We start from the raw sequence: 19610 nt of genomic DNA on the forward strand, positions 1-19610 counted from the left end.
TGCCTCAAGATTTTTCCAGGTTGGCCAGAATGTGCCCGTGCACACGCATGCACACCTTCAAATCCGCCTCATCGACGCCCTCGAACAATTCGTGGCGCAGTTGCGTGGCAATGGTTTCGATTTGTTCGATCAGAGGCAAGGCAGGTGCGCAGAGCACGATTTTTTTCGCCCGACGGTCTTCCATCACTGACTGACGTTGCACCAGTCCCTGGTTTTCCAGACTATCAAGCAAGCGCGCCAGGGTCGGGCCTTCGACGCCGACACTCTGGGCCAGTTCGCGTTGGGTCGGTGCCTCTTCAAAACGCGCCAGATGCAGCAGCACCAGCCAGCGCGCCTGTGAAAGGCCCAGCCCGGCGAGACGACGATCCAGTTCGGCACGCCACCCACGGGACATCTGGGCCAGTTGCATACCAAAGCGATGTTGATCGGTTAACGGCATAAAACACTCACGGTTAGACTGAAATACGGAAAATCTAATTATTAGTCAGCTAAGCATGGGCGGCAGTTATAGGCAAGAGTCGCTCTGTACTGAATCGTTACAACTGTACGGGGCTTGGCGCATACGTCGTTTCACATCTCGAATTCAGACTGCAAAGCCGCACGCACGCAATACAGCACGCCTTCCGGTACTCGCCCGGCAAACAGCTCAACCACTTCAGCGACGGACGGCAACTCGCCCTCCCCGTCGAGGAACGCGTCCTGCACTTCGCCCATCAGCTCTTCTGGCAAATCCAGCGCCTGCTCCAGCGACAATTGCTGCTTGCCGATGGCTTCGGCGAGCATTGCGTAGACGTTCTTCTCCGAGCATTGCAACTGCCCGGCGATCTGCAGCGGGGTCATGCCGGCGCGGGCCAGGGTGATCAGCTCGTGACGGACATCGGCGACCACCTTCGGCGCCTCCGCCTCGCCGCCGAGCACTTCGAGGAAGGCTTCGCCATAGCGTTCCAGCTTGCGCGCGCCGACGCCGCTGACTCGGGCCATTTCCGCCAGCGAGGTCGGTTGGCTGCGGAGCATTTCCAATAGCGTCGAGTCAGGGAAGATGACATATGGCGGCACGCCGTGTTCTTCGGCCAATTTGCGCCGCAGTGCGCGCAAGGCTTCCCACTGTTCGCGCTCCTCGCCGCGCACCAGTTGGCTGGCCTGGCTCTTGCTGCCGGTTTTGGCGGTGACTTGCGGTTTCAGGTCGCGGCGCAGTTCCAGCGTCACTTCGCCTTTGAGCAGCGGCCGGCAACTGTCATTAAGACGCAGACCGCCATAACCCTCGTGGTCGACATCGGCCAACCCACGTGCCACCAATTGGCGAAACAGCGAGCGCCACTCGCTCTCGCTCAACGCCTTGCCAACGCCGAACACCGACAGGTGCTGATGGCCAAAGCTGCGCACCTTTTCGTTGTCCTTGCCCAGCAACACGTCGACCAGATGACCGACGCCATAGCGCTGGCCGGTGCGGAAAATCGCCGACAAGGCCTGACGTGCAGGCTCGGTGGCGTCCCAGGTCTGCACGCCGTCGACACAGTTGTCGCAATGCCCGCACGGCTCAGGCATGTCCTCATCGAAATAGGCCAGCAACGCCTGCCGGCGGCAGCGGGTTTCTTCGCACAGCGAGAGCATGGCGTCGAGCTTGTGCTGCTCCAGACGCTTGTGCCGCTCGTCGCCTTCAGAGTTCTGCAGCATCTGCTTGAGCATCACCACGTCTTGCAGACCGTAAGCCATCCACGCATCCGCCGGCAGCCCGTCACGGCCGCCGCGCCCGGTTTCCTGGTAATACGCCTCAAGGGATTTCGGCAGATCGAGGTGCGCGACAAAGCGCACGTTGGGCTTGTCGATGCCCATGCCGAACGCCACGGTGGCGACCATGATCAGGCCTTCCTCGTTGAGGAAGCGCTTCTGGTGATAGGCGCGCAGATCATTGGGCAGACCGGCGTGATACGGCAGCGCCGGGAAGCCCTGCTCGCTGAGGAACGCCGCAACTTCTTCGACCTTCTTGCGCGACAGGCAATAAACGATGCCGGCATCGCTGCGCCGTTCGGCGAGGAACGCCAGCAACTGTTTGCGCGGCTGCTCCTTGGGCACGATGCGATAGAAGATGTTTGGGCGGTCGAAGCTCGACAGGAAGCGCTCGGCGTTCTGCAGGTGCAGGCGATCGACAATTTCTTCGCGGGTGCGCTTGTCGGCGGTCGCGGTGAGGGCAATGCGCGGAACGTTGGGGAACAGCTCAGCCAATTGACCCAGTTGCAGGTATTCGCGGCGGAAATCGTGGCCCCATTGCGATACGCAATGCGCTTCGTCGATGGCGAACAAGGCGATTTCCAGGCTTTGCAGGAATGCCAGCATGCGCGGCTGCACCAAGCGCTCGGGCGCCAGATAGAGCATTTTCACTTCACCGCGTTTGATCCGCAGAGCGAGATCGCGCTGCTGCTCGGCACTCAGCGTGGAGTTCAGCGCAGCGGCGGCCACGCCCAGTTCTTCGAGGGTGGCGACCTGATCGTCCATCAGCGCGATCAACGGCGACACGACCACCGCCAGACCTTCACGCAACAGCGCCGGCACCTGGAAGCACAACGACTTGCCGCCACCGGTAGGCATCAGCACCAGCGCATCACCGCCGCTGGCCACGCGCTCAATGATCGCACCCTGACGGCCACGGAAACTGTCGTAGCCGAAGATGTCCTTGAGGACGCGTTGAGCCTGTTCGAGCATAAAAACTCCAAAAATCTACCGATACATCCCTGCTCAGGCTGGTTCAGAGCAGCTTCGGCTGCTTAAACAAAACGTAAGAACACATTGCATGACCAGCGCAGCGCCGGCAGGGATCGCAAAACGCGGCAGTATACCCGAGGCCTTCGCCGCAGAGGGTGCCGCTGAGAAGACACCTGATAAACCTGCCACATACAAAACCCTGTGGGAGCGAGCCTGCTCGCGAAAGCGGCCTGTCAGTCGATGTAAAAGTGCCTGATCCACCGCCTTCGCGAGCAGGCTCGCTCCCACAGGGTTATTCATCTTTCCAGTAAGGCCGGTAATTCGGGCAAATCTGCCAAGCGGCTGGCTAGAGCGCGCAAGAAGGCCTAGAATTCCCGCATTGTTTATTCCCCAAGGTAGCCCCGTAATGTCCTTCGCTGAGCAACTGACCCGCCTGCAAGTCTTCCTCGACGCCGACGAGCTGCACGACGAGGCGCTGGATTACGTCGCCGCCCACGGTTACCTGACCGCGCTGTCGATCTGCTCCGAAGACGTTCCGGAGCGCGAGTGGATCGACGCGCTGTTCGCCGAAGAGCCGCATTACACCGACGAAGCCCAGCGTGCCGAAATCGAAGCCACGCTGATCGGCCTCAAGGCGCACATCGCTCGCCAACTGGCCTCGGATGAAGAATTCGAATTGCCGTGCGAACTGGATCTGGGCGAAGAGCCGGACGACTCCGAACTGCGCGGCTGGTGCATCGGTTTCATGGAAGGCGTGTTCCTGTGCGAAGCGGCCTGGTTCGAAACCGCCGAAGAAGAAGTCAGCGAAATGCTCCTGCCGATCATGGTCGGTTCCGGCCTGTTCGACGAGCAGCCTGAATTCGAAGACATCGCCAAGGACGCCAACCTGATGGACGACATGATCGTTCAGATCCCGGAAGCCCTGACCGCGCTGTACCTGCTGTGCCAGGCCCCCGACGAAAAACCGGCGATCCTCAAGCCTCGTCATCACTAAGAACCGGCCTATGGACAACCCCATAGGCAACCGCCCCCTGATGTTGCGCTACGTCCTGCTGGCCATCGGCTGGCTGAGCGTCGCATTGGGGGTGATCGGCATCTTCCTGCCGGTCCTGCCCACCACCCCCTTCCTCCTGCTCGCCGCGGCCTGCTTCGCGCGCAGCTCTCCGCGCTTCTATCGCTGGCTGGTCGAACACCCACGCCTCGGGCCATGGATCCGCGACTACCTCGAGGGCAACGGCATCCCGCTCAAAGGCAAGGTCTACGCGATCGGGCTGATGTGGGTGAGCATCCTGTTCTCATGTTATCTGGTGCCGCTGGTTTGGGCGCGTGGGTTCATGCTGACCAGTGCGGTGCTGGTGACGGTTTATATTTTGCGGCAGAAGACCTTGAAAAAACGCTGATCGCCCCACCGTCGGCAGCACAACCGTTCATCCGATATCCGTCCGCACCTGTCAGAGTTGACAGGTGCACGCTTTAACGTCGCATGCTTAATTCTTCCGTATCGGCGCTGACAGCCCAGGTAAGCGCCCCGTGTGGAAGGCGAAAATTCATGAACAGCTCACAATACCTGATATTCCCTCCTGCGCCGCGTTCCGGTATCGGTGTGCTGGCCCTCTATCCGCCGCAACCACTCCTGCACAAGCTGCAAACTGACAAGAGCTACGGTATCAACATCGCCATGGCTGCTCAGAACATTAACGGATTGGGCTTCCGTCTCCCGGAGTATCTGTCTCAAGGCATTGGTGACCATATCAAAGTCTTCATCGATAAACCCGATGTCACTAACCCTTTGTCCGTGATTGATTTCATCCTTACGGAGGAGGATTTTGAGGCCGATGGAAAGATTCCTAAAACCGTACTTTTTTACATTTCAGCTGAAATCCTCGAGGAGAAATTCCTGCCGTTTACAGACGTCAGGCTGGATTGCTGGATGATAGTCACAAGACCGAGCGGCAACCCATCGGAATCGCCACACGCACAGCTCTGGTTCAAATACCCCGCACCCGGCGAGGCGGACACTGATGGTGGAAAGTCCCTCAATCAGGGCCTCAAGCTGCCGCTCGCATCGGAAAGCATCGTCGATCAGAACGTCATCGACGCAGGCATGGATGTCACGGTCAAGCATTACTTCAATCAGCAGATCGGTGATACGGTCGTGCTGACATTTGGTTCGCTTCGGCTGGACTTCGTCGTGACTGACGCCTCGGCCGACATCGTTTTCAAGCTGACGTCTGACTTACTTGGCAAATTGCAACAAACCAGCAATCTGGTGGTGCGCTGGAGCGTCTATGACGTTGTCGAGAACTCCAGTGGTTTTTCGGAACCGCTCATTCTGCCGTTCAAGCCCGGAATAACTTTGTTGGCCGCGCCGATTTTCGAGCAGTCCGATGGCGACGACGTTCTACACCATGACTGGCTTGCAGGCGGCCCGACGAACATTCTCCTGACGGGCAGTTTTGCGATCAACGATGTGATCGACCTGACACTGGAAGGATTCACCCGAAACAACGTGCCAGTCACTCATACCTATTCTTTAACGGTGACCGTCGCCAGCAAGACACTGAACTTTCCCGTGGAAAATTTCCGCATTCAAAATGTGATAGGTGGAAGTTTACGGGCAACCTATATCCTGACCAGAGCAGGTCAGCCCAAGCTCTCCAAACCTGCTGACGTAACCGTTGCGGGTAAATCGTTGCCACTGGGAGCGCCGGAGGTCACCCCACTGGTGGAAGGCGAACTGGCGGTCGATACTGCCAAAGCACTAATAAATGTCGCCAGCTTCTGGCCCTTGAAACAAGGGGCAGAGGTCAAGCTGCACTGGCAGACCACAGACATCAATGGCAAGTTGGTACAGTTCACTTGGGGACAGCTGGTAACCGATCCTTCAAAGCCCATCGTTTTCGAGGCCGAGAACGAGTACATCAAGCCCTACGCCAGCGCGAGACTGGCCGTGCAGGCCACCATCACCAATCCCGGCGAAAGTGAAGTCTTTTCCGATATCGCGCAGTTGAAGATCGGCGATCCCAAGGAGCTTGTCCTCACGCCGCCTTCACTGGTATCACCTTTCACTAATCCGCTTGATCCCTTGGCAGCGCTGCCGGGCATGCTCGTGGAGTATCTCGATGCCACGACCGAAAAAGTCCGTCTGGTATGCACACCACTGCCTCTGGGATTTGATCGCTTCCCGCTGGTAGATCTGGATTCGGCCAAACAAGCCCGCTTTCCGTTCGACAGGCGCCTCATTGTGGCGCTTCACGGTGAAACCGTGCGATTCAAATTCAACCTGAATCAGGACGGCAAGAAAATCGGATCATCTCCGGAAACAGAGATTTCTTTCAAACTGATCGCTGATCAGGATCCCAGGTTTCCGCGACCGCGAATCATCGGCATTGATAACGCAATACTGGACGTAAAAAAACTGACCAGCGCAGACAAATTGGCGGTCAACCTCTGGCACGGACAACGGCCGGGCCAGAGCATGACGCTGGTGCTGATCGGCATCGACAGCACAAACAACCCTGTCCGCCACGTCATCATCAACGCGGAGGCGAGCGTCACCAGCGCCGGGCTGATACGGGAACTGTCAACGCCGACGCTGGAAGTGTTGAGAAATCTCAAAAGCGGCAGTACGGCGACATTGATATTTTCCGTGCGCCTGGGGTTGCGCGGCAATCCAGTGGAATTTCCCCACCAGACCTATCAGATCGAATCTCTGGTTGAGCTGCAGCCGGTCATCACACTGATTAAGGACTCGCAGAACAGGGAGATTCCGCATAGCGACCTGACGGTTGATCCGAATGTCACGGTCGAGGGAACTGCGAGCGTAGAACAGCAGGTTGAAGTTCTGGTGAATGGCGAGTCGGTGGAGACGTTGACCACAGACAAGGACGGCAAATTCTCAGTGCTACTGAAGGGGCTCGTTGTCGATGTACTGACAATCGTGCAGATTCGGGCGCTCTATGGTGAAGGTCTGCTCTCTCCTTTGCGTTCGTTCACGCTACGCAAAGCGCTGCAAGTCAACAATAGCGCCATGGCCCTGCATGGACCGAGAGTTTATGCATGGCCCCACAGTGCGGACTTTCCAGGTAACACTCAAATCCGTGCTGCTGTCCCGTCTACCGGCGTTCCCCCGATCACTTACAGAAGCAGTAATTCGAACGTGGCCCATGTTGACGGCAACGGGAAAGTCACCGGTATGCGTAACGGCAATACCTACATCACGGTGCAAGACCGATTCAGCTCATTTTCATACAACGTTGATGTTCGGAATATCTACCAGCTGTCCGTGTCTGGGTATGCAATGAACCATTACCAGGCAGTAAATTGGATGAACAGTGTTTATGGTTCAGTTCCTTTAAACAATTATTTTAATAGCATGTACGCTGTCTATGGCAAAGACCATAACTGGCCGCTAGCTTCTGGCTGGATAACATGGATGTGCACCGGCGCTGCATGTGGGCACAATCAGGGGGGTTACTACGTTTGGCGAGGCGGCGGATATCTCTGCCGTAACGACTTGAGCATCGGATATTGGGCATGGTGCCTCAGACCTTATTGACAACTGTGCCGTGCCATTGCTGCTGAGCAGCAGATCATGCTCGGGAAGTTGGCGGTGAATCGGATTCTGGATAATTGGGGCTGTCGGCGTGAGCTTGTGTCAAACACCGGCTGATTGTCCGGTGCCATCTCTGGCCCCTTTGCGAGCAGGCTCGCTCCCACATTGAAGTGCATTCCACCGTGGGAGCGAGCCTGCTCGCGAAGACTGACGTGTGAGCAACGCAGTACCATCAGGCAGAAAAAAACCGCCGTCCCTATGAGCTGGACGGCGGTTTTTTTGTTTCAGACGGCGCTTACACCGTATCCACCTTCAACGAATGATCATTAAGCATCCCGTTGATGATCGTCGCCGTGTCATGCCCCCCAGCCACCATGCCGCCCGCCCCCGGTGTCACGCCGTAATGGCTGGCGAGGTTGACGCCGGCGAGGTCGATGGTCTGGTTCGGCGTGCCGCCGGCCATGGCGCTGACGTCGATGCTGGTCATCACCGAGGCGCCGCTGCCGCTGACGGTGAAGTGCAGATAGTCGTCCAGCGACGCGGTACTGGTGTTTTCGCCTTGCAGCAGTTGCGACAGGTCGAGCTTGTCGGTACCGGGGGTGAAGTCGGTGATCAGGTCGTGACCGCTGTTGCCCTTGAGCCATTGGAAGGTGTCAGCCCCTGCCCCGCCTGTCAGCGTATTGTTGCCCATGCCACCGATCAGCAAGTCATCGCCAGCACCACCATTGAGGAAGTCGTTGCCGAGGCCGCCGTTGATCACGTTGTTGTTGCCGTCGCCGGTGAGGCTGTCGTTGAAGTTCGAGCCGATCAGGTTTTCGATACCGGTCAAGGTGTCAGTGCCGGCGCCGAGGGTGTTCTGCGCACCGAGCAGGCCGAGATTGACGGTGACGGCGGCCGTGGCGTGGGCGTAGCTGGCGGTGTCGCTGCCAGTGCCGCCGTCGAGCAGGTCATTGCCGGCACCGCTGTAGAGCAAGTCGTTGCCGCCGTCGCCGTGCATTTCGTTGTTGCCGGAGCCTGCGCTGAGCACGTCGTTGCCTTCGCCGGCGTTGATCACATTGTTGCCGCTGCCCGCTACCAACACATCGTCGCCAGCAGTGCCGGTGAGGGTGTGGCCGTCCTGATAGCTGATGCTGACGTTGGCCGTGTCGCTGCCGCCGTGGTTGTCGTTGGCGGTGTAGGTGCCGTGGTAGTCCGGCGTGATGTCGTGGGCCCCCGCATAATTGAGGGTCATGGTCAGTTGGTAGTTTTCCGCGGCGTTCGGGTTGCCGCCACCATTACCAATGTTGGTGATGTGGATCTGGTAGACGCCGTCCGCCGAGGCGCTGAGGGTCTGGCCGTCCGCCAGCGCCATCCAGGCACCGCCGTTGAGCGAATACTCCATGCTGATCTTACCGGCACCCAGATTGTGATCCAGATTGAGGGTTTCGCCCTGACGCAGATTGACGGTAATGCGGTCTTCATCGTTGGCATTGCTGTTGCTCACCATGCCCAGATAACCGCTGACCACCAGCACGGCGGTCATGGTCGCGGCATTGGCGCTGAAGGCGCTGCGCACGTTGGCCAGGTTCTGGTTGGCCGCATTATTGTTCTGCCCAGTGAAACCGATCAGGCCGGTACCGGTGAAGTCCGCCGCTTTCGAAACCCAACCGATGTTGAAGCTGGTTGGCGTGGCGTTGAGGGTGTCGCCGTTCGGATCGCTGTCATTGGCCAGCAGCAGCTCACCCGGCACCACGATGTTGCCCGAGAGCACGTTGGTGATGACGTGATCGTCCATCGCCACTGGCGGCGCGTTGGGGATCACTTTCACCGTCAGGGTGGAGCTGGCCAGATCGCCGTCGTTGTCGCTGACGGTGAAGCCGATGTTTTCGGTGATGACCACGGCGGTGGTTTTCTGCGAGGTGTAGCTGTATTCGCCGGTATCGAGGTTGACCACCAGCGTGCCGCTGTTGTTGGTGGCGATACTGACGGTGTTGTTGGCGGTATTGAAAGTGCCGTGGTTGACGCCGCCGCTCGCGGTCAACGAACCCTGGCCACTGAGGGCTTTCGGATCGTAGGTGTAGGTGGTGCCGTCGACCACGATCGACTTGATGAAACCGCCATCGGCACCGAACGAGCCGCCCTCGCCCAGCAGCGAACCGGTGACCGGCGCGCCCTGCACGGTGCCGGACAGCACCGAGTTGAGCTGGTTGAGATCGGTGACCACCACCGCATTGGTATTGGTGTGGTTGATGCCGTCGTAGGCCAGCGGATCGAGGTTGGCGTTGCTCACGCCACTGCCCAGACCGATTGCATAGTTCTTGATGTTGTTGGCGTCGAGGAAGTTTTTCAGCGCGGCTTCGTCAGCCGTGCCGATGTCGCCCTCGTTAGGCTTGCCGTCGGAGAAGAAGTAGCCGACGTTCTGTGCCCCGGTGAGTTTGCCGGAGGTGTCGAACGCGGTCTGCATCACCGCCACGGCGGCATCGTAGTTGGTGCCGCCGCCGGCGTTGAGGCCGGCGAGCAATGTCTTGGCAGTAGCGACATCGACCCACACCGTGGTGCGGTCGGCGGCATTGCTGCTGAACGTCACCAACTGCACTTTCACATCGCCCAGATCATCGTACTTGTCGAGCAAGGCGCCAATGGCCTGCTTGGCCAGTGCCAGCCGCGACAGGCCCGGCACGCCAGAGGGATCGGCCATGCTGCCGGAGATGTCGAGGACGATGAGGATGTTGGAATCGATCTCCACTGCGGTAACCGAGCGATCCGAGGCAACGGCTTTCGGCACATCGTCGACGATGTTCACCACAAGCGTGCTGGTGGTGCTGTTGCCCAGCGCATCGGTGGCTTTGTAGGTGAACGTTTCGCTGAGGGTGTTCGGCCCGTCGTTGGCGTTCGGCGCGGTTTTTGGTGCCGAGGTCAGCGTGTAGGTGTAGGTGCCGTCAGCGTTGAGCTGAAGTTGCCCGTAGCTGCCGGTGGCGTTGCCGACCAGGGTGTAAGTGATCGCGCCGCTGCCGCCACTGACCGAACCGACCAGCGTGCCGCTGGCGGTTTCGCCGGTGTTGCCCGGTTCGCTGCCGGTGACTGTGCCGGGGGCGAGATCCTGGCCATCCTTGCTCAGGTCGAGGGCTTTTTCGTAGACCGTCACATCCTGATCCACCGAGGCGACCAGTTTGCTGTCGGCCACGTTGATGGTCAGCGTTGTGGTGCTTTCGTCGCCATCGCTGTCACGGATGGTGTAGGTGAACGTGTCGGTCGAGCCCGGCGGGCTCACCGAGTTCGGGTTGCTGTGGTAAACCGCGTTGCCCGCCGCGTCGAGGGTCAGGTAGCCGTAGTTGCCGTTGATGTTGCTGTTGAGCCCGCCGCTGGCTGACGTCGCGGTGTTGCTGCCGGCGCGCACGCCAACCACCGTGGCGGCGCCGTCGGCACCGCTGAGGTCATTGCCGAGCACACTGACATTGACCGTGCCGCCCTCCGCCACCGAGCCGGTATCGGCGTTGGCAGTCGGCAGATCGTCGACGATGTTGACGTTGATCTGACCGCTGGCGGTACTGCCATCGGTATCAGTGGCGAGCACGTCGAAGCTCTCACTGAGGCTGTTGGCGCCGTTGGCGTTCGGATGGGCTTCGTTGTCGACCAGCGTGTAGCTGTAGCTGACCAGTCCGGTGGCCGGGTCGTAACCGGTGATGGTGAACGTACTGCCCAATGGCGAGACCACCGATTGCGGCAAACCGGCGGCGACGCCATTGCTGATCACCGCAATGCCGCCGACCGTCAGGGTTTGCAGGCCATCAAGCGCAGTGACGGTGAAGCTGCCGCTTTGGGTCAGCGCCGAGGTGTTGGGGCTGCTGCCGTCGCTGAGGTTTTTCTCGTAGACGGTGATTTCGCCGCCCTTCACATCGAGGCCGTCGAGGCACACCGGGTCGTCGTTGTTATGGATGTTCAGCACCAGGTTGGCGGTGCTGGTGTCGCCGTCCGCGTCGGTGATGGTGTAGGCGAAGGTTTCCGTGCCGTTGCCGCCGCCGTGGAGGTTTTTGAAGTCGGCGTCATTGGCGTCCAGCGTGTAGGTGTAAGTGCCGTTGGCGTTGAGCACCAGGGTGCCGTAAGTGCCAGTGAAAGTACCGGCGGTTACCGGGCCGCTGGCGACGCGGTCGGCGCCCTGCACATCGTTGTCGAGGACGTTGCCGGTCAGGGTCAACTGGTCTTCGGTCGCGTTGGTCGCGTTGCTGTCATTCAGCGCTTTCGGCACGTCATCGACGATGCTCACGACGATTGTGCTGGTGACGACGTTGCCGAGAGAATCGGTGGCCTGATAGGTGAAGGTTTCGCTCAGGCTGTTGGCGCCGTCGTCAGCGTGCGGCGTAGTGGTCGCTGGCGAAGTCAGGGTGTAGGTGTAAGTGCCATTGGCATTGAGGACGATCTGCCCGTAATTGCCGGTGGCGCTGCCGACCAGTGCATAACTGATCGCGCCGACCGCACCGGTGACCGAGCCGACCAGGGTGCCGGAAGCGGTTTCGCCAGTGCTGTTCGGATCGCTGCCGACCACACTGCCCGCTGCCAGATCCTGGCCATCCTGGTTCAGGTCGAGGGCTTTTTCGTAGACGGTGACGTCAGTGTCGCTGACCGCTTTCAGGCAGCTGTTGTAGACATCGATGGTGATCGTCGTGGTGCTTTCGTCACCGTCGGCATCGCGCACGGTGTAGGTGAACACATCCACCGCGCCCGGGCCGTTCACCGTGTTCGGATTGCTGTGATAAACGGCGTTGCCGTTGGCATCAAGCGTGAGGTAGCCGTAGGTGCCGTTGATCTGCGAATTGAGCCCGCCGATGGCCGAAGTCGAGGTGTCAGCACCGGCGCGCACGCCGACCACTGCGCCGGTAATCGCCGGGCCATCCGCGCCGCCGACATCGTTGTTGAGTACGTTGCCGCTGACGGTGCCACCCTCGGCCACCGAAGCCGCGTCCGCATGCGCGGTCGGCAAATCATCAACGATGTTGACGTTGATCTGGCCGCTGGCGGTGCTGCCATCGGTGTCCGTCGCGACGACGTCGAAGTTCTCGGTGAGGCTGTTGGCGCCGTTGGCGGTTGGATGGGCTTCGTTGTCGGCCAGGGTGTAGCTGTAGCTGACCACGCCGGTTGCAGCGTCGAAACCAGTAATCGTCAGCGTGCTGCCCATTGGCGTGGTGATCGATTGCGGGAAGCCTGCGGCCACGCCATTGGTGATCACCGCGATGCCGCCGACTGTGAGGGTCTGCAGACCATCGAGAGCGCTGACGGTGAAAGTGCCGTTCTGGGTCAGCGCCGGGGTGTTGGGGCTGGTGCCGTCGCTGAGGTTTTTTTCGTAGACGGTAAGTTCGCCGCCGTTGACGTCGAGGCCATTGAGCAGCACCGGATCGTCGTTGTTGTGAATCTGCAGAACGAGGTTGGCAGTGCTGGTATCGCCGTCGGCGTCAGTGATGGTGTAGGCGAAGGTCTCTGTGCCGTTACCGCCGCCGGTCAAGGCTTTGAAGTCGGCGTCGCTGGTGTTCAGCGTGTAGGTGTAGGTGCCGTCGGCGTTCAGCATCAACGTGCCGTAAGTACCGGTGAAAGTACCCGGCGTGACTGGGCCGGTCGGTACGCGATCGGCGCCTTGTATGTCGTTGGTGAGGACATTGCCAGTCAGCGTCAGTTGGCTTTCTGAGGCAGTGCCATTGCTGTCATCGTTGGCTTTCGGCAGGTCGTCGACGATGTTGACGTCGAGGGTGCCGGTGGCCGTCGTGCCGTTGTCGTCGACCACCGTGACTGCGAACTGCTCAGGCAGATTATTCGCGCCGTTGGCGTTCGGATGCGCTTCATTGTCAGCCAGGGTGTAGCTGTAACTGACCACGCCGGTTGCAGCGTTGAAACCGGTGATGGTCAGCGTGCTGCCCAGTGGCGTGGTGATCGATTGCGGGAAGCCTGCGGCGACGCCGTTGGTCACTACGGCGATGCCGCCAACGGTCAGCGTGGTGACGCCGTCCAGTGCGGTGATGGTGAACGTGCCGTTTTGCGTCAGCGCGCCAGTGTCCGGGGCGCTGCCGTCGCTGAGGTTTTTTTCGTAAACCGTGAGCTCGCCGCCAGCGACGTTCAGGCCATCGATGATTACTGGATCGTCGTTGTTGTGAATCTGCAGAACCAGATTGGCAGTGCTGGAGTCGCCGTCGGAATCAGTGATGGTGTAGGCGAAGGTCTCTGTGCCGTTGCCGCCGCCGGTCAAGGCTTTGAAATCGGCATCGCTGGTATTCAGGGTGTAGGTGTAGGTGCCGTCGGCGTTCAGAACCAAGGTGCCGTAAGTACCGGTGAAAGTGCCCGGCGTGACCGGTCCGGTGGGTACGCGGTCGGCGCCTTGGATGTCGTTGGTGAGGACGTTGCCGGTCAGGGTCAGCAAGGTTTCCGAGGCAATGCCGTTGGCGTCGTCAAACGCTTTGGGCACGTCGTCGGTGATGTTCACGTCGAGGGTGCCGGTGGCGGTGGTGCCGTTGTCATCGACTACCGTGACGGCGAATTGCTCGGGCAGATTATTGGCGCCGTTGGCGTCCGGATGCGCTTCGTTGTCGGCCAGGGTGTAGCTGTAACTGACTACGCCGGTTGCAGCGTTGAAACCGGTAATCGTCAGCGTGCTGCCCAGTGGTGTGGTGATCGATTGCGGGAAGCCTGCGGCGACGCCATTGGTCACCACGGCGATGCCGCCGACTGTCAGCGTGGTGACGCCGTCCAGCGCGGTGATGGTGAACGTGCCGTTTTGCGTCAGTGCGCCAGTGTCCGGGGCGCTGCCGTCGCTGAGGTTTTTTTCGTAAACCGTGAGCTCGCCGCCAGCGACGTTCAGGCCATCGATGATTACTGGATCGTCGTTGTTGTGAATCTGCAGAACCAGATTGGCAGTGCTGGAGTCGCCGTCGGAATCAGTGATGGTGTAGGCGAAGGTCTCTGTGCCGTTGCCGCCGCCGGTCAAGGCTTTGAAATCGGCATCGCTGGTATTCAGGGTGTAGGTGTAGGTGCCGTCGGCGTTCAGAACCAAGGTGCCGTAAGTACCGGTGAAAGTGCCCGGCGTGACCGGTCCGGTGGGTACGCGGTCGGCGCCTTGGATGTCGTTGGTGAGGACGTTGCCGGTCAGGGTCAGCAAGGTTTCCGAGGCAATGCCGTTGGCGTCGTCAAACGCTTTGGGCACGTCGTCGGTGATGTTCACGTCGAGGGTGCCGGTGGCGCTGTCGCCATTGCTGTCGGTGGCGATCACGGTGAACTGTTCGCTGAGATTGTTCACGCCGTCGCCGGCCGCGTGGGTTTCGTTACCGTTGAGGGTGTAGCTGTAGCTGACCGTGCCAGTGGCCGCGTTGTAACCGGTGATGGTCAGGGTGTTGCCCAGTTGCGTGGTGATCGACTGGGGAAAGCCGATCGGCACGCCGCCAACAATCACGTTGATGCCGCCGATGCTCAGGCTGTTCAAACCATCCGCTGCCGAGACCGTGAAGCTGCCACTTTGCGTCAACGCGTCTGGATTGGCCGCTGTACCGTCAGGCAGATTGGCTTCATTGAGGTTGAGTTCGCCATCCGCCCCATTGAGGCCGTTGAGGATGACCGGATTGTTCACCGGTGGCGGTGGCACCACGACCGGCGCTGGCGTGTCGTCGCCATTGTCGATGTCCGCGTCGCGACGATACTCGGGAAATTCGGGAATGCCATTGAAGCCGGCGGTGGGGAAACCGATGATCGGATCGACTCGGCCGCCGACTTCGGTGAGCAGAACGAAGCTGTGCCCGCCGCCCAGTTCACCGGTATTGCCGGTGGGCGCGTTGGGGCCGGCGGCAGTGGCTTCGGCGGTTCTGCTCGGGTCTTCACCGGCGGCGATGGCTTGCTGGATCTGCTCGACATCGGTCAGTTGCGCCTGGCTCGGGGTCTGCGCTTCGTCGACGTTCACCGGGACAGCCTGGTCGGCCAGCAATTGCCCGGTCATGGTGATGCTGCTGCCCCGGCCGAGGGTCAATTCCTCGCCGTTTTGCAGTTTCACTGCCACCGCGCCTTCCGCGCCGGTGATCAGTTGATCGCCAGCGTACAAACGATCGCCTTCGAACAGCGGACGCTTGATGCCGTCGCTCGCCTGGGCGAACACCTGACCAATGACTTTTGTGACCGTACCAATGAGCGCTGCCATGTGAAATCCTCCGCTGCCGACCACCGTCGGCACTGGTTCGCGAAGCAGCCCATGGCTCAATCGGGTTGCCGGGGGCGACGCTCGCACCCTCGACAGTTCGTTTCGCAGGCCCGGATTGAAACGAATTGTCAGCGCTATCAAGCACTTGCCAACCCTGTTCAATCCATCGACCCACTAGCGCTACGTAACGGTGGTGAATCACCCGAGTGACAAAAATCTGTCGCCCATTCGCCGTTACGCGTCCCTCCCCTTCAGCAGTACTTCGCAGTGTCTCGCAAAGTGAATGGAACTTTCCTCAAGCCTTTTCGAGCTCCATAAAGCGCATAAAACAAAGGCTTTCGAGCTGAACAATGTGCTGCTTTTGAAAAACCGCATAAGTTTTTTTTGGAATAAACCTTATGAAAATTTTTTCTTAGCTACGCTCTAGGATGTTCTTAGCTCTGTTGTTACAAGAGTGAAACGCTTACACCCTAAATTTACGTCAAATATTTGGCGACGGTAACACAACATTGAGATCCAGGGAGATGCACCCATGCGCGTTTTAACCCCCCTCTGCAGCGCGGTTTTGCTGGCCATGGCTTGCACTTCCCAAGCCCAGGCGATGAACCTCACCGAGGCGATTCAGAGCACCATCGCCACCCACCCGGAGCTGGCTTCGCGCGTGGACGCCCGCTTGTCAGCGGATGAACAGGTGAAAGTGGCCAAGGGCGGGTTTTATCCGTCGGTCGATCTGAACGCTGCCTACGGGCGCGGCTACAGCGACAACACCAACACCCGCGCCTTCGGTAATCACAATACCGAAATCCTCAACTACACCCAGTCGGAGCTGCGCTTGCGGCAGATGATCTTCGACGGCTTCAACACCGCCAACGAGGTCGAGCGCACCAAGGGCGTGTCCAATTCGCGCGCCTACTACGCGCAAGGCACCGCACAGGATCTGGCCCTGCGCACCATCGAGGTCTACCTCGAAGTGCTCAAGCGGCGTGAACTGGTGACGCTGGCCAAGAACAACCTGCAGGCGCACTTGCGTGTCAACGATCAGATCGGCCTGCGCACCGAGCGCGGCATCGGCAGCACCGCCGACTCCGATCAATCGGTTGCCCGTCGTGCACTGGCGCAGAACAACCTCGACACCGCCGAAGTCGATCTGGCCGACGCCGAATCGAATTTCTACAGCGTGGTCGGACGCATGCCCGATGAGCTGGAAACCCCGGCCTCGACTCGCGGTGAGATGCCGCCGGACCTGCGTGAAGCGCAGCAGAGCATGGTCGACAACAACCCGTACCTGAAATCGGCCCAGGCTGACGTGCAGTCCGCCGAGAGCCAGTACGAAGTCGCCAAGTCGCCGTTCTACCCGCGCTTCGATGCCGAAGCAGCAGTCGGCGCAAACAACAACGTGCAGGGTGATGAAGGCCACGACAACGAATGGCGTGTCGGTGTGGTGATGAACTACAACCTGTTCCGTGGCGGCAGCGACAAGGCACGCCTGGCCGCGAATGCCCACGACATCAACCAGGCGATGGACATCCGCAACAACGCCCTGCGTCAGCTCAACGAGAACATTCGTCTGGCCTGGAACGCCATGGAAAACGCCAAGAAGCAGACGCCGACCGCTCGCGAATATGCCGAAACCACCAAACGCGTGCGCGCCGCTTATCAGGACCAGTTCGGCCTCGGCCAACGCACCTTGCTCGACCTGCTCGACAGCGAAAACGAGCTGTACAACGCCAACCGTCGCTACACCGAAATCCGCTACACCGAGGAATACTCGATGTACCGCGTGCTGGCGAACATGGGCCAGTTGCTGAGCAAACAACGCGTGGTGCTGCCGGCTGATGCGATTGCCACGACCGAAGTAAAAAACCAGGCGCGCCTGCCGGAACTGAAGTAAACGGTGCAGGAACTGACTTTGCCCTGATCGTTCCCACGCTCTGCGTGGGAATGCCTCAAGGGACGCTCCGCGTCCAGTGACGCGGAGCGTCACGGGCTGCATTCCCACGCAGAGCGTGGGAACGATCCGATAACCGAGCCCGTTCAACAGAGGCAATCACTATGACCAGCATGGAACCCGGCGCCACCGGGGTCGATCCGCGCCTGAGCTTCGACGATCCGTTACTCGACGGTCTGCTGATCCTCTGCAAACTGCATGGCGCCACTGTCAGTCGTGCCAGCCTGAGTGCCGGGCTGCCTCTGAACAAACAACGCCTGAGCCTCGATCTGCTGCCCCGTGCAGCCGCGCGGGCCGGATTGCAGGCGCGGCTGTTGCGCCGTGACCTGAAAGACATTTCACCGCTGAACCTGCCGATTCTGTTGCTGCTCAACGACGGCCGCACTGCCGTGCTGCGGCGCTTCGGCGAGGATGGCAAAGCCCTGCTGCTGCCCAGCGAAGCCGACGGCGGCGAGCAATGGGTCAGCCGCGAAGAACTCAGCGAACACTACAGCGGCCAGGCCTTATTCGCCCGTCCGCGCCACGAACTCGAAGACCTCCGCGCGCCGCTGGTGCCACGGGTAAACGCGTGGTTTCGCGACACTCTCAAACTGTCGAAATGGCTGTACAGCGATGCGATTCTCGCCAGTTTTCTGATCAACCTGCTCGGCCTGATGGTGCCGCTGTTCGTCATGCAGACCTACGATCGCGTGGTGCCCAATCAGGCGACCTCGACGCTGTGGGTGCTGTCGATCGGTTTGCTGATCGGCACCGGTTTTGAACTGGTGCTGCGCGTGGTGCGTGCGCACCTGCTCGACACCGCCGGCAAGAAAACCGACGTGATCCTCTCGGCGACGTTGTTCGAGCGCATCACCGGCATGTCGATGAAAGCGCGGCCGGCGACCATTGGCGGCTTTGCCCAGAGCATTCACGACTTCCAGGGCCTGCGTGAATTTCTCACTGCCGTGACCCTGACCAGCCTGATCGACTTGCCCTTCGTGGTGTTGATGCTGGTAGTGATCGGCCTGCTCGGCGGCTGGCTGGTGGTGATTCCACTGCTGGCGTTTCCGATCACCATCATCTTCGCCATGGCGATTCAGGTGCGCCTGCGTGACACCGTGCAGAAAAGCCTGAGCCTCGGCGCCGAGCGTCAGGCGGTGCTGATCGAAACCCTCGGCGGTCTGGAAACCCTCAAGGCCTGCGGCGCCGAAAGCGAGCGTCAGCACAAATGGGAAAGCACCCACGGCGCCCTCACCCGCCTCGACAGCCATGCGCGCAACCTGTCGGCGCTGGCCACCAACGGCACGCTGTTCATACAGCAGTTTTCCGGGATGGCGACGATTGTGGCCGGGGTCTACAGCATCATCGCCGGCAACCTCAGCGTCGGCGCGCTGGTCGCCACTTACATGCTCGGCAGCCGCGTACTCGCCCCGCTCGGCCAGATCGCCGGGCTGATCACCCGCTACCAGCAAGCGCAACTGACCATGAAAAGCACCGACGCACTGATGGCGCTGCCGCAGGAGCGCGACGGCAAACAACGACCACTGGAACGCACGCAGCTGCAAGGCGCCCTCGACGTCAGCGGCGTGACGTTTCACTACAACGGCCAGAACGCACCGGCGCTGAGCGAAGTCAGCTTCAGCCTGAAAGCCGGCGAGCGGGTCGGCATCATAGGCCGCAGCGGCTCGGGCAAAAGCACGTTGGCGCGGCTGGTCATGGGCTTTTATGAAGCGGAGGAAGGCCAACTGCTGCTCGACGGCCTCGACCTGCGCCAACTGGACGTGGCTGACCTGCGTCAGCAGATCGGTTATGTCGCCCACGACCTGCCGCTGCTGGCTGGCAGCCTGCGCGACAACCTGACCCTGGGCGCGCGTTACATCAGCGATTCACGCATGCTCGAAGTCGCCGAACTGACTGGCGTCACCGAACTGGCCCGACAACACCCGCAAGGCTTCGACCGACCGGTGGGCGAACGCGGACAACTGCTATCCGGCGGCCAACGCCAGGCGGTGTTGCTGGCGCGGGCGTTACTGCTTGATCCGCCGATCATGCTGCTCGACGAACCCACCAGCGCCATGGACAACAGCAGCGAAGATGCACTGCGGCAGAAACTGCATGGCTGGGTGCAAGGCAAAACCCTGCTGCTGGTCACCCACCGCACCTCGATGCTGAGCCTGGTGGACCGGTTGCTGGTACTGGATAACGGCCGGGTCGTCGCTGACGGCCCGAAAGAAGCGGTCATCGATGCACTGCGCAAGGGCCGTGTCGGCTCGGCGGCGGTCTAG

General features: G+C 60.3%; 8 protein-coding genes. 5 read left to right on the top strand and 3 right to left on the bottom strand.

From position 1 onward, the window contains the following. Window positions 1-4: 4 nt before the first annotated feature. On the bottom strand, window positions 5-439 hold the full coding sequence (locus D8U70_RS20165; protein WP_016771142.1) for a MarR family transcriptional regulator: 435 nt from the start codon (window positions 437-439) through the stop codon (window positions 5-7). Between the two features lie 131 nt (window positions 440-570). After that, on the bottom strand, window positions 571-2700 hold the full coding sequence (gene recQ, locus D8U70_RS20170) for a DNA helicase RecQ (protein ID WP_130929590.1): 2130 nt from the start codon (window positions 2698-2700) through the stop codon (window positions 571-573). A 406-nt stretch (window positions 2701-3106) separates the two neighbouring features. Between recQ and D8U70_RS20175 the strand changes: the two genes are divergently transcribed. The 3 genes from D8U70_RS20175 to D8U70_RS20185 all read left to right on the top strand — a co-directional run bounded on the left by D8U70_RS20175 (window position 3107) and on the right by D8U70_RS20185 (window position 7258). After that, entirely contained in the window at window positions 3107-3694 is a 588-nt protein-coding gene (locus D8U70_RS20175; protein WP_071171393.1) for a YecA family protein, read from the top strand. 10 nt (window positions 3695-3704) lie between these two features. After that, entirely contained in the window at window positions 3705-4100 is a 396-nt protein-coding gene (locus D8U70_RS20180) for a YbaN family protein (protein WP_016771144.1), read from the top strand. A 149-nt stretch (window positions 4101-4249) separates the two neighbouring features. Continuing rightward, window positions 4250-7258: an Ig-like domain-containing protein gene (locus tag D8U70_RS20185; protein WP_177433984.1), complete on the top strand. Its 3009-nt coding sequence runs from the start codon at window positions 4250-4252 to the stop codon at window positions 7256-7258. A gap of 292 nt (window positions 7259-7550) precedes the next feature. Here the strand turns inward: D8U70_RS20185 and D8U70_RS20190 are convergent, their stop codons facing one another. Further along, window positions 7551-15398, bottom strand: coding sequence for a retention module-containing protein (locus D8U70_RS20190; protein ID WP_130929592.1), 7848 nt, complete (start codon window positions 15396-15398; stop codon window positions 7551-7553). 532 nt (window positions 15399-15930) lie between these two features. Here D8U70_RS20190 and D8U70_RS20195 point away from each other — a divergent pair. Together D8U70_RS20195 and D8U70_RS20200 are read left to right on the top strand one after the other, a co-directional pair. Further along, window positions 15931-17289: a TolC family outer membrane protein gene (locus tag D8U70_RS20195; RefSeq protein WP_016771146.1), complete on the top strand. Its 1359-nt coding sequence runs from the start codon at window positions 15931-15933 to the stop codon at window positions 17287-17289. Window positions 17290-17450: 161 nt separating this feature from the next. Continuing rightward, the gene (locus D8U70_RS20200) at window positions 17451-19610 is read left to right on the top strand and encodes a type I secretion system permease/ATPase (protein WP_073472856.1); all 2160 of its coding nucleotides are present in this window, start codon (window positions 17451-17453) and stop codon (window positions 19608-19610) included.

Origin of the sequence: Pseudomonas sp. Sample_20 (assembly GCF_004307585.1) — a bacterium.
Classification (GTDB): domain Bacteria; phylum Pseudomonadota; class Gammaproteobacteria; order Pseudomonadales; family Pseudomonadaceae; genus Aquipseudomonas; species Aquipseudomonas atacamensis.

Bases quoted from the DNA above. Each gene is read 5' to 3' on its own strand.
- D8U70_RS20200 (WP_073472856.1), top strand. From the start codon at position 17,451: ATGACCAGCATGGAACCCGGCGCCACCGGGGTCGATCCGCGCCTGAGC.
- D8U70_RS20185 (WP_177433984.1), top strand. From the start codon at position 4,250: ATGAACAGCTCACAATACCTGATATTCCCTCCTGCGCCGCGTTCCGGT.
- D8U70_RS20165 (WP_016771142.1), bottom strand. From the start codon at position 439: ATGCCGTTAACCGATCAACATCGCTTTGGTATGCAACTGGCCCAGATG.
- D8U70_RS20180 (WP_016771144.1), top strand. From the start codon at position 3,705: ATGGACAACCCCATAGGCAACCGCCCCCTGATGTTGCGCTACGTCCTG.
- D8U70_RS20190 (WP_130929592.1), bottom strand. From the start codon at position 15,398: ATGGCAGCGCTCATTGGTACGGTCACAAAAGTCATTGGTCAGGTGTTC.
- recQ (WP_130929590.1), bottom strand. From the start codon at position 2,700: ATGCTCGAACAGGCTCAACGCGTCCTCAAGGACATCTTCGGCTACGAC.
- D8U70_RS20175 (WP_071171393.1), top strand. From the start codon at position 3,107: ATGTCCTTCGCTGAGCAACTGACCCGCCTGCAAGTCTTCCTCGACGCC.
- D8U70_RS20195 (WP_016771146.1), top strand. From the start codon at position 15,931: ATGCGCGTTTTAACCCCCCTCTGCAGCGCGGTTTTGCTGGCCATGGCT.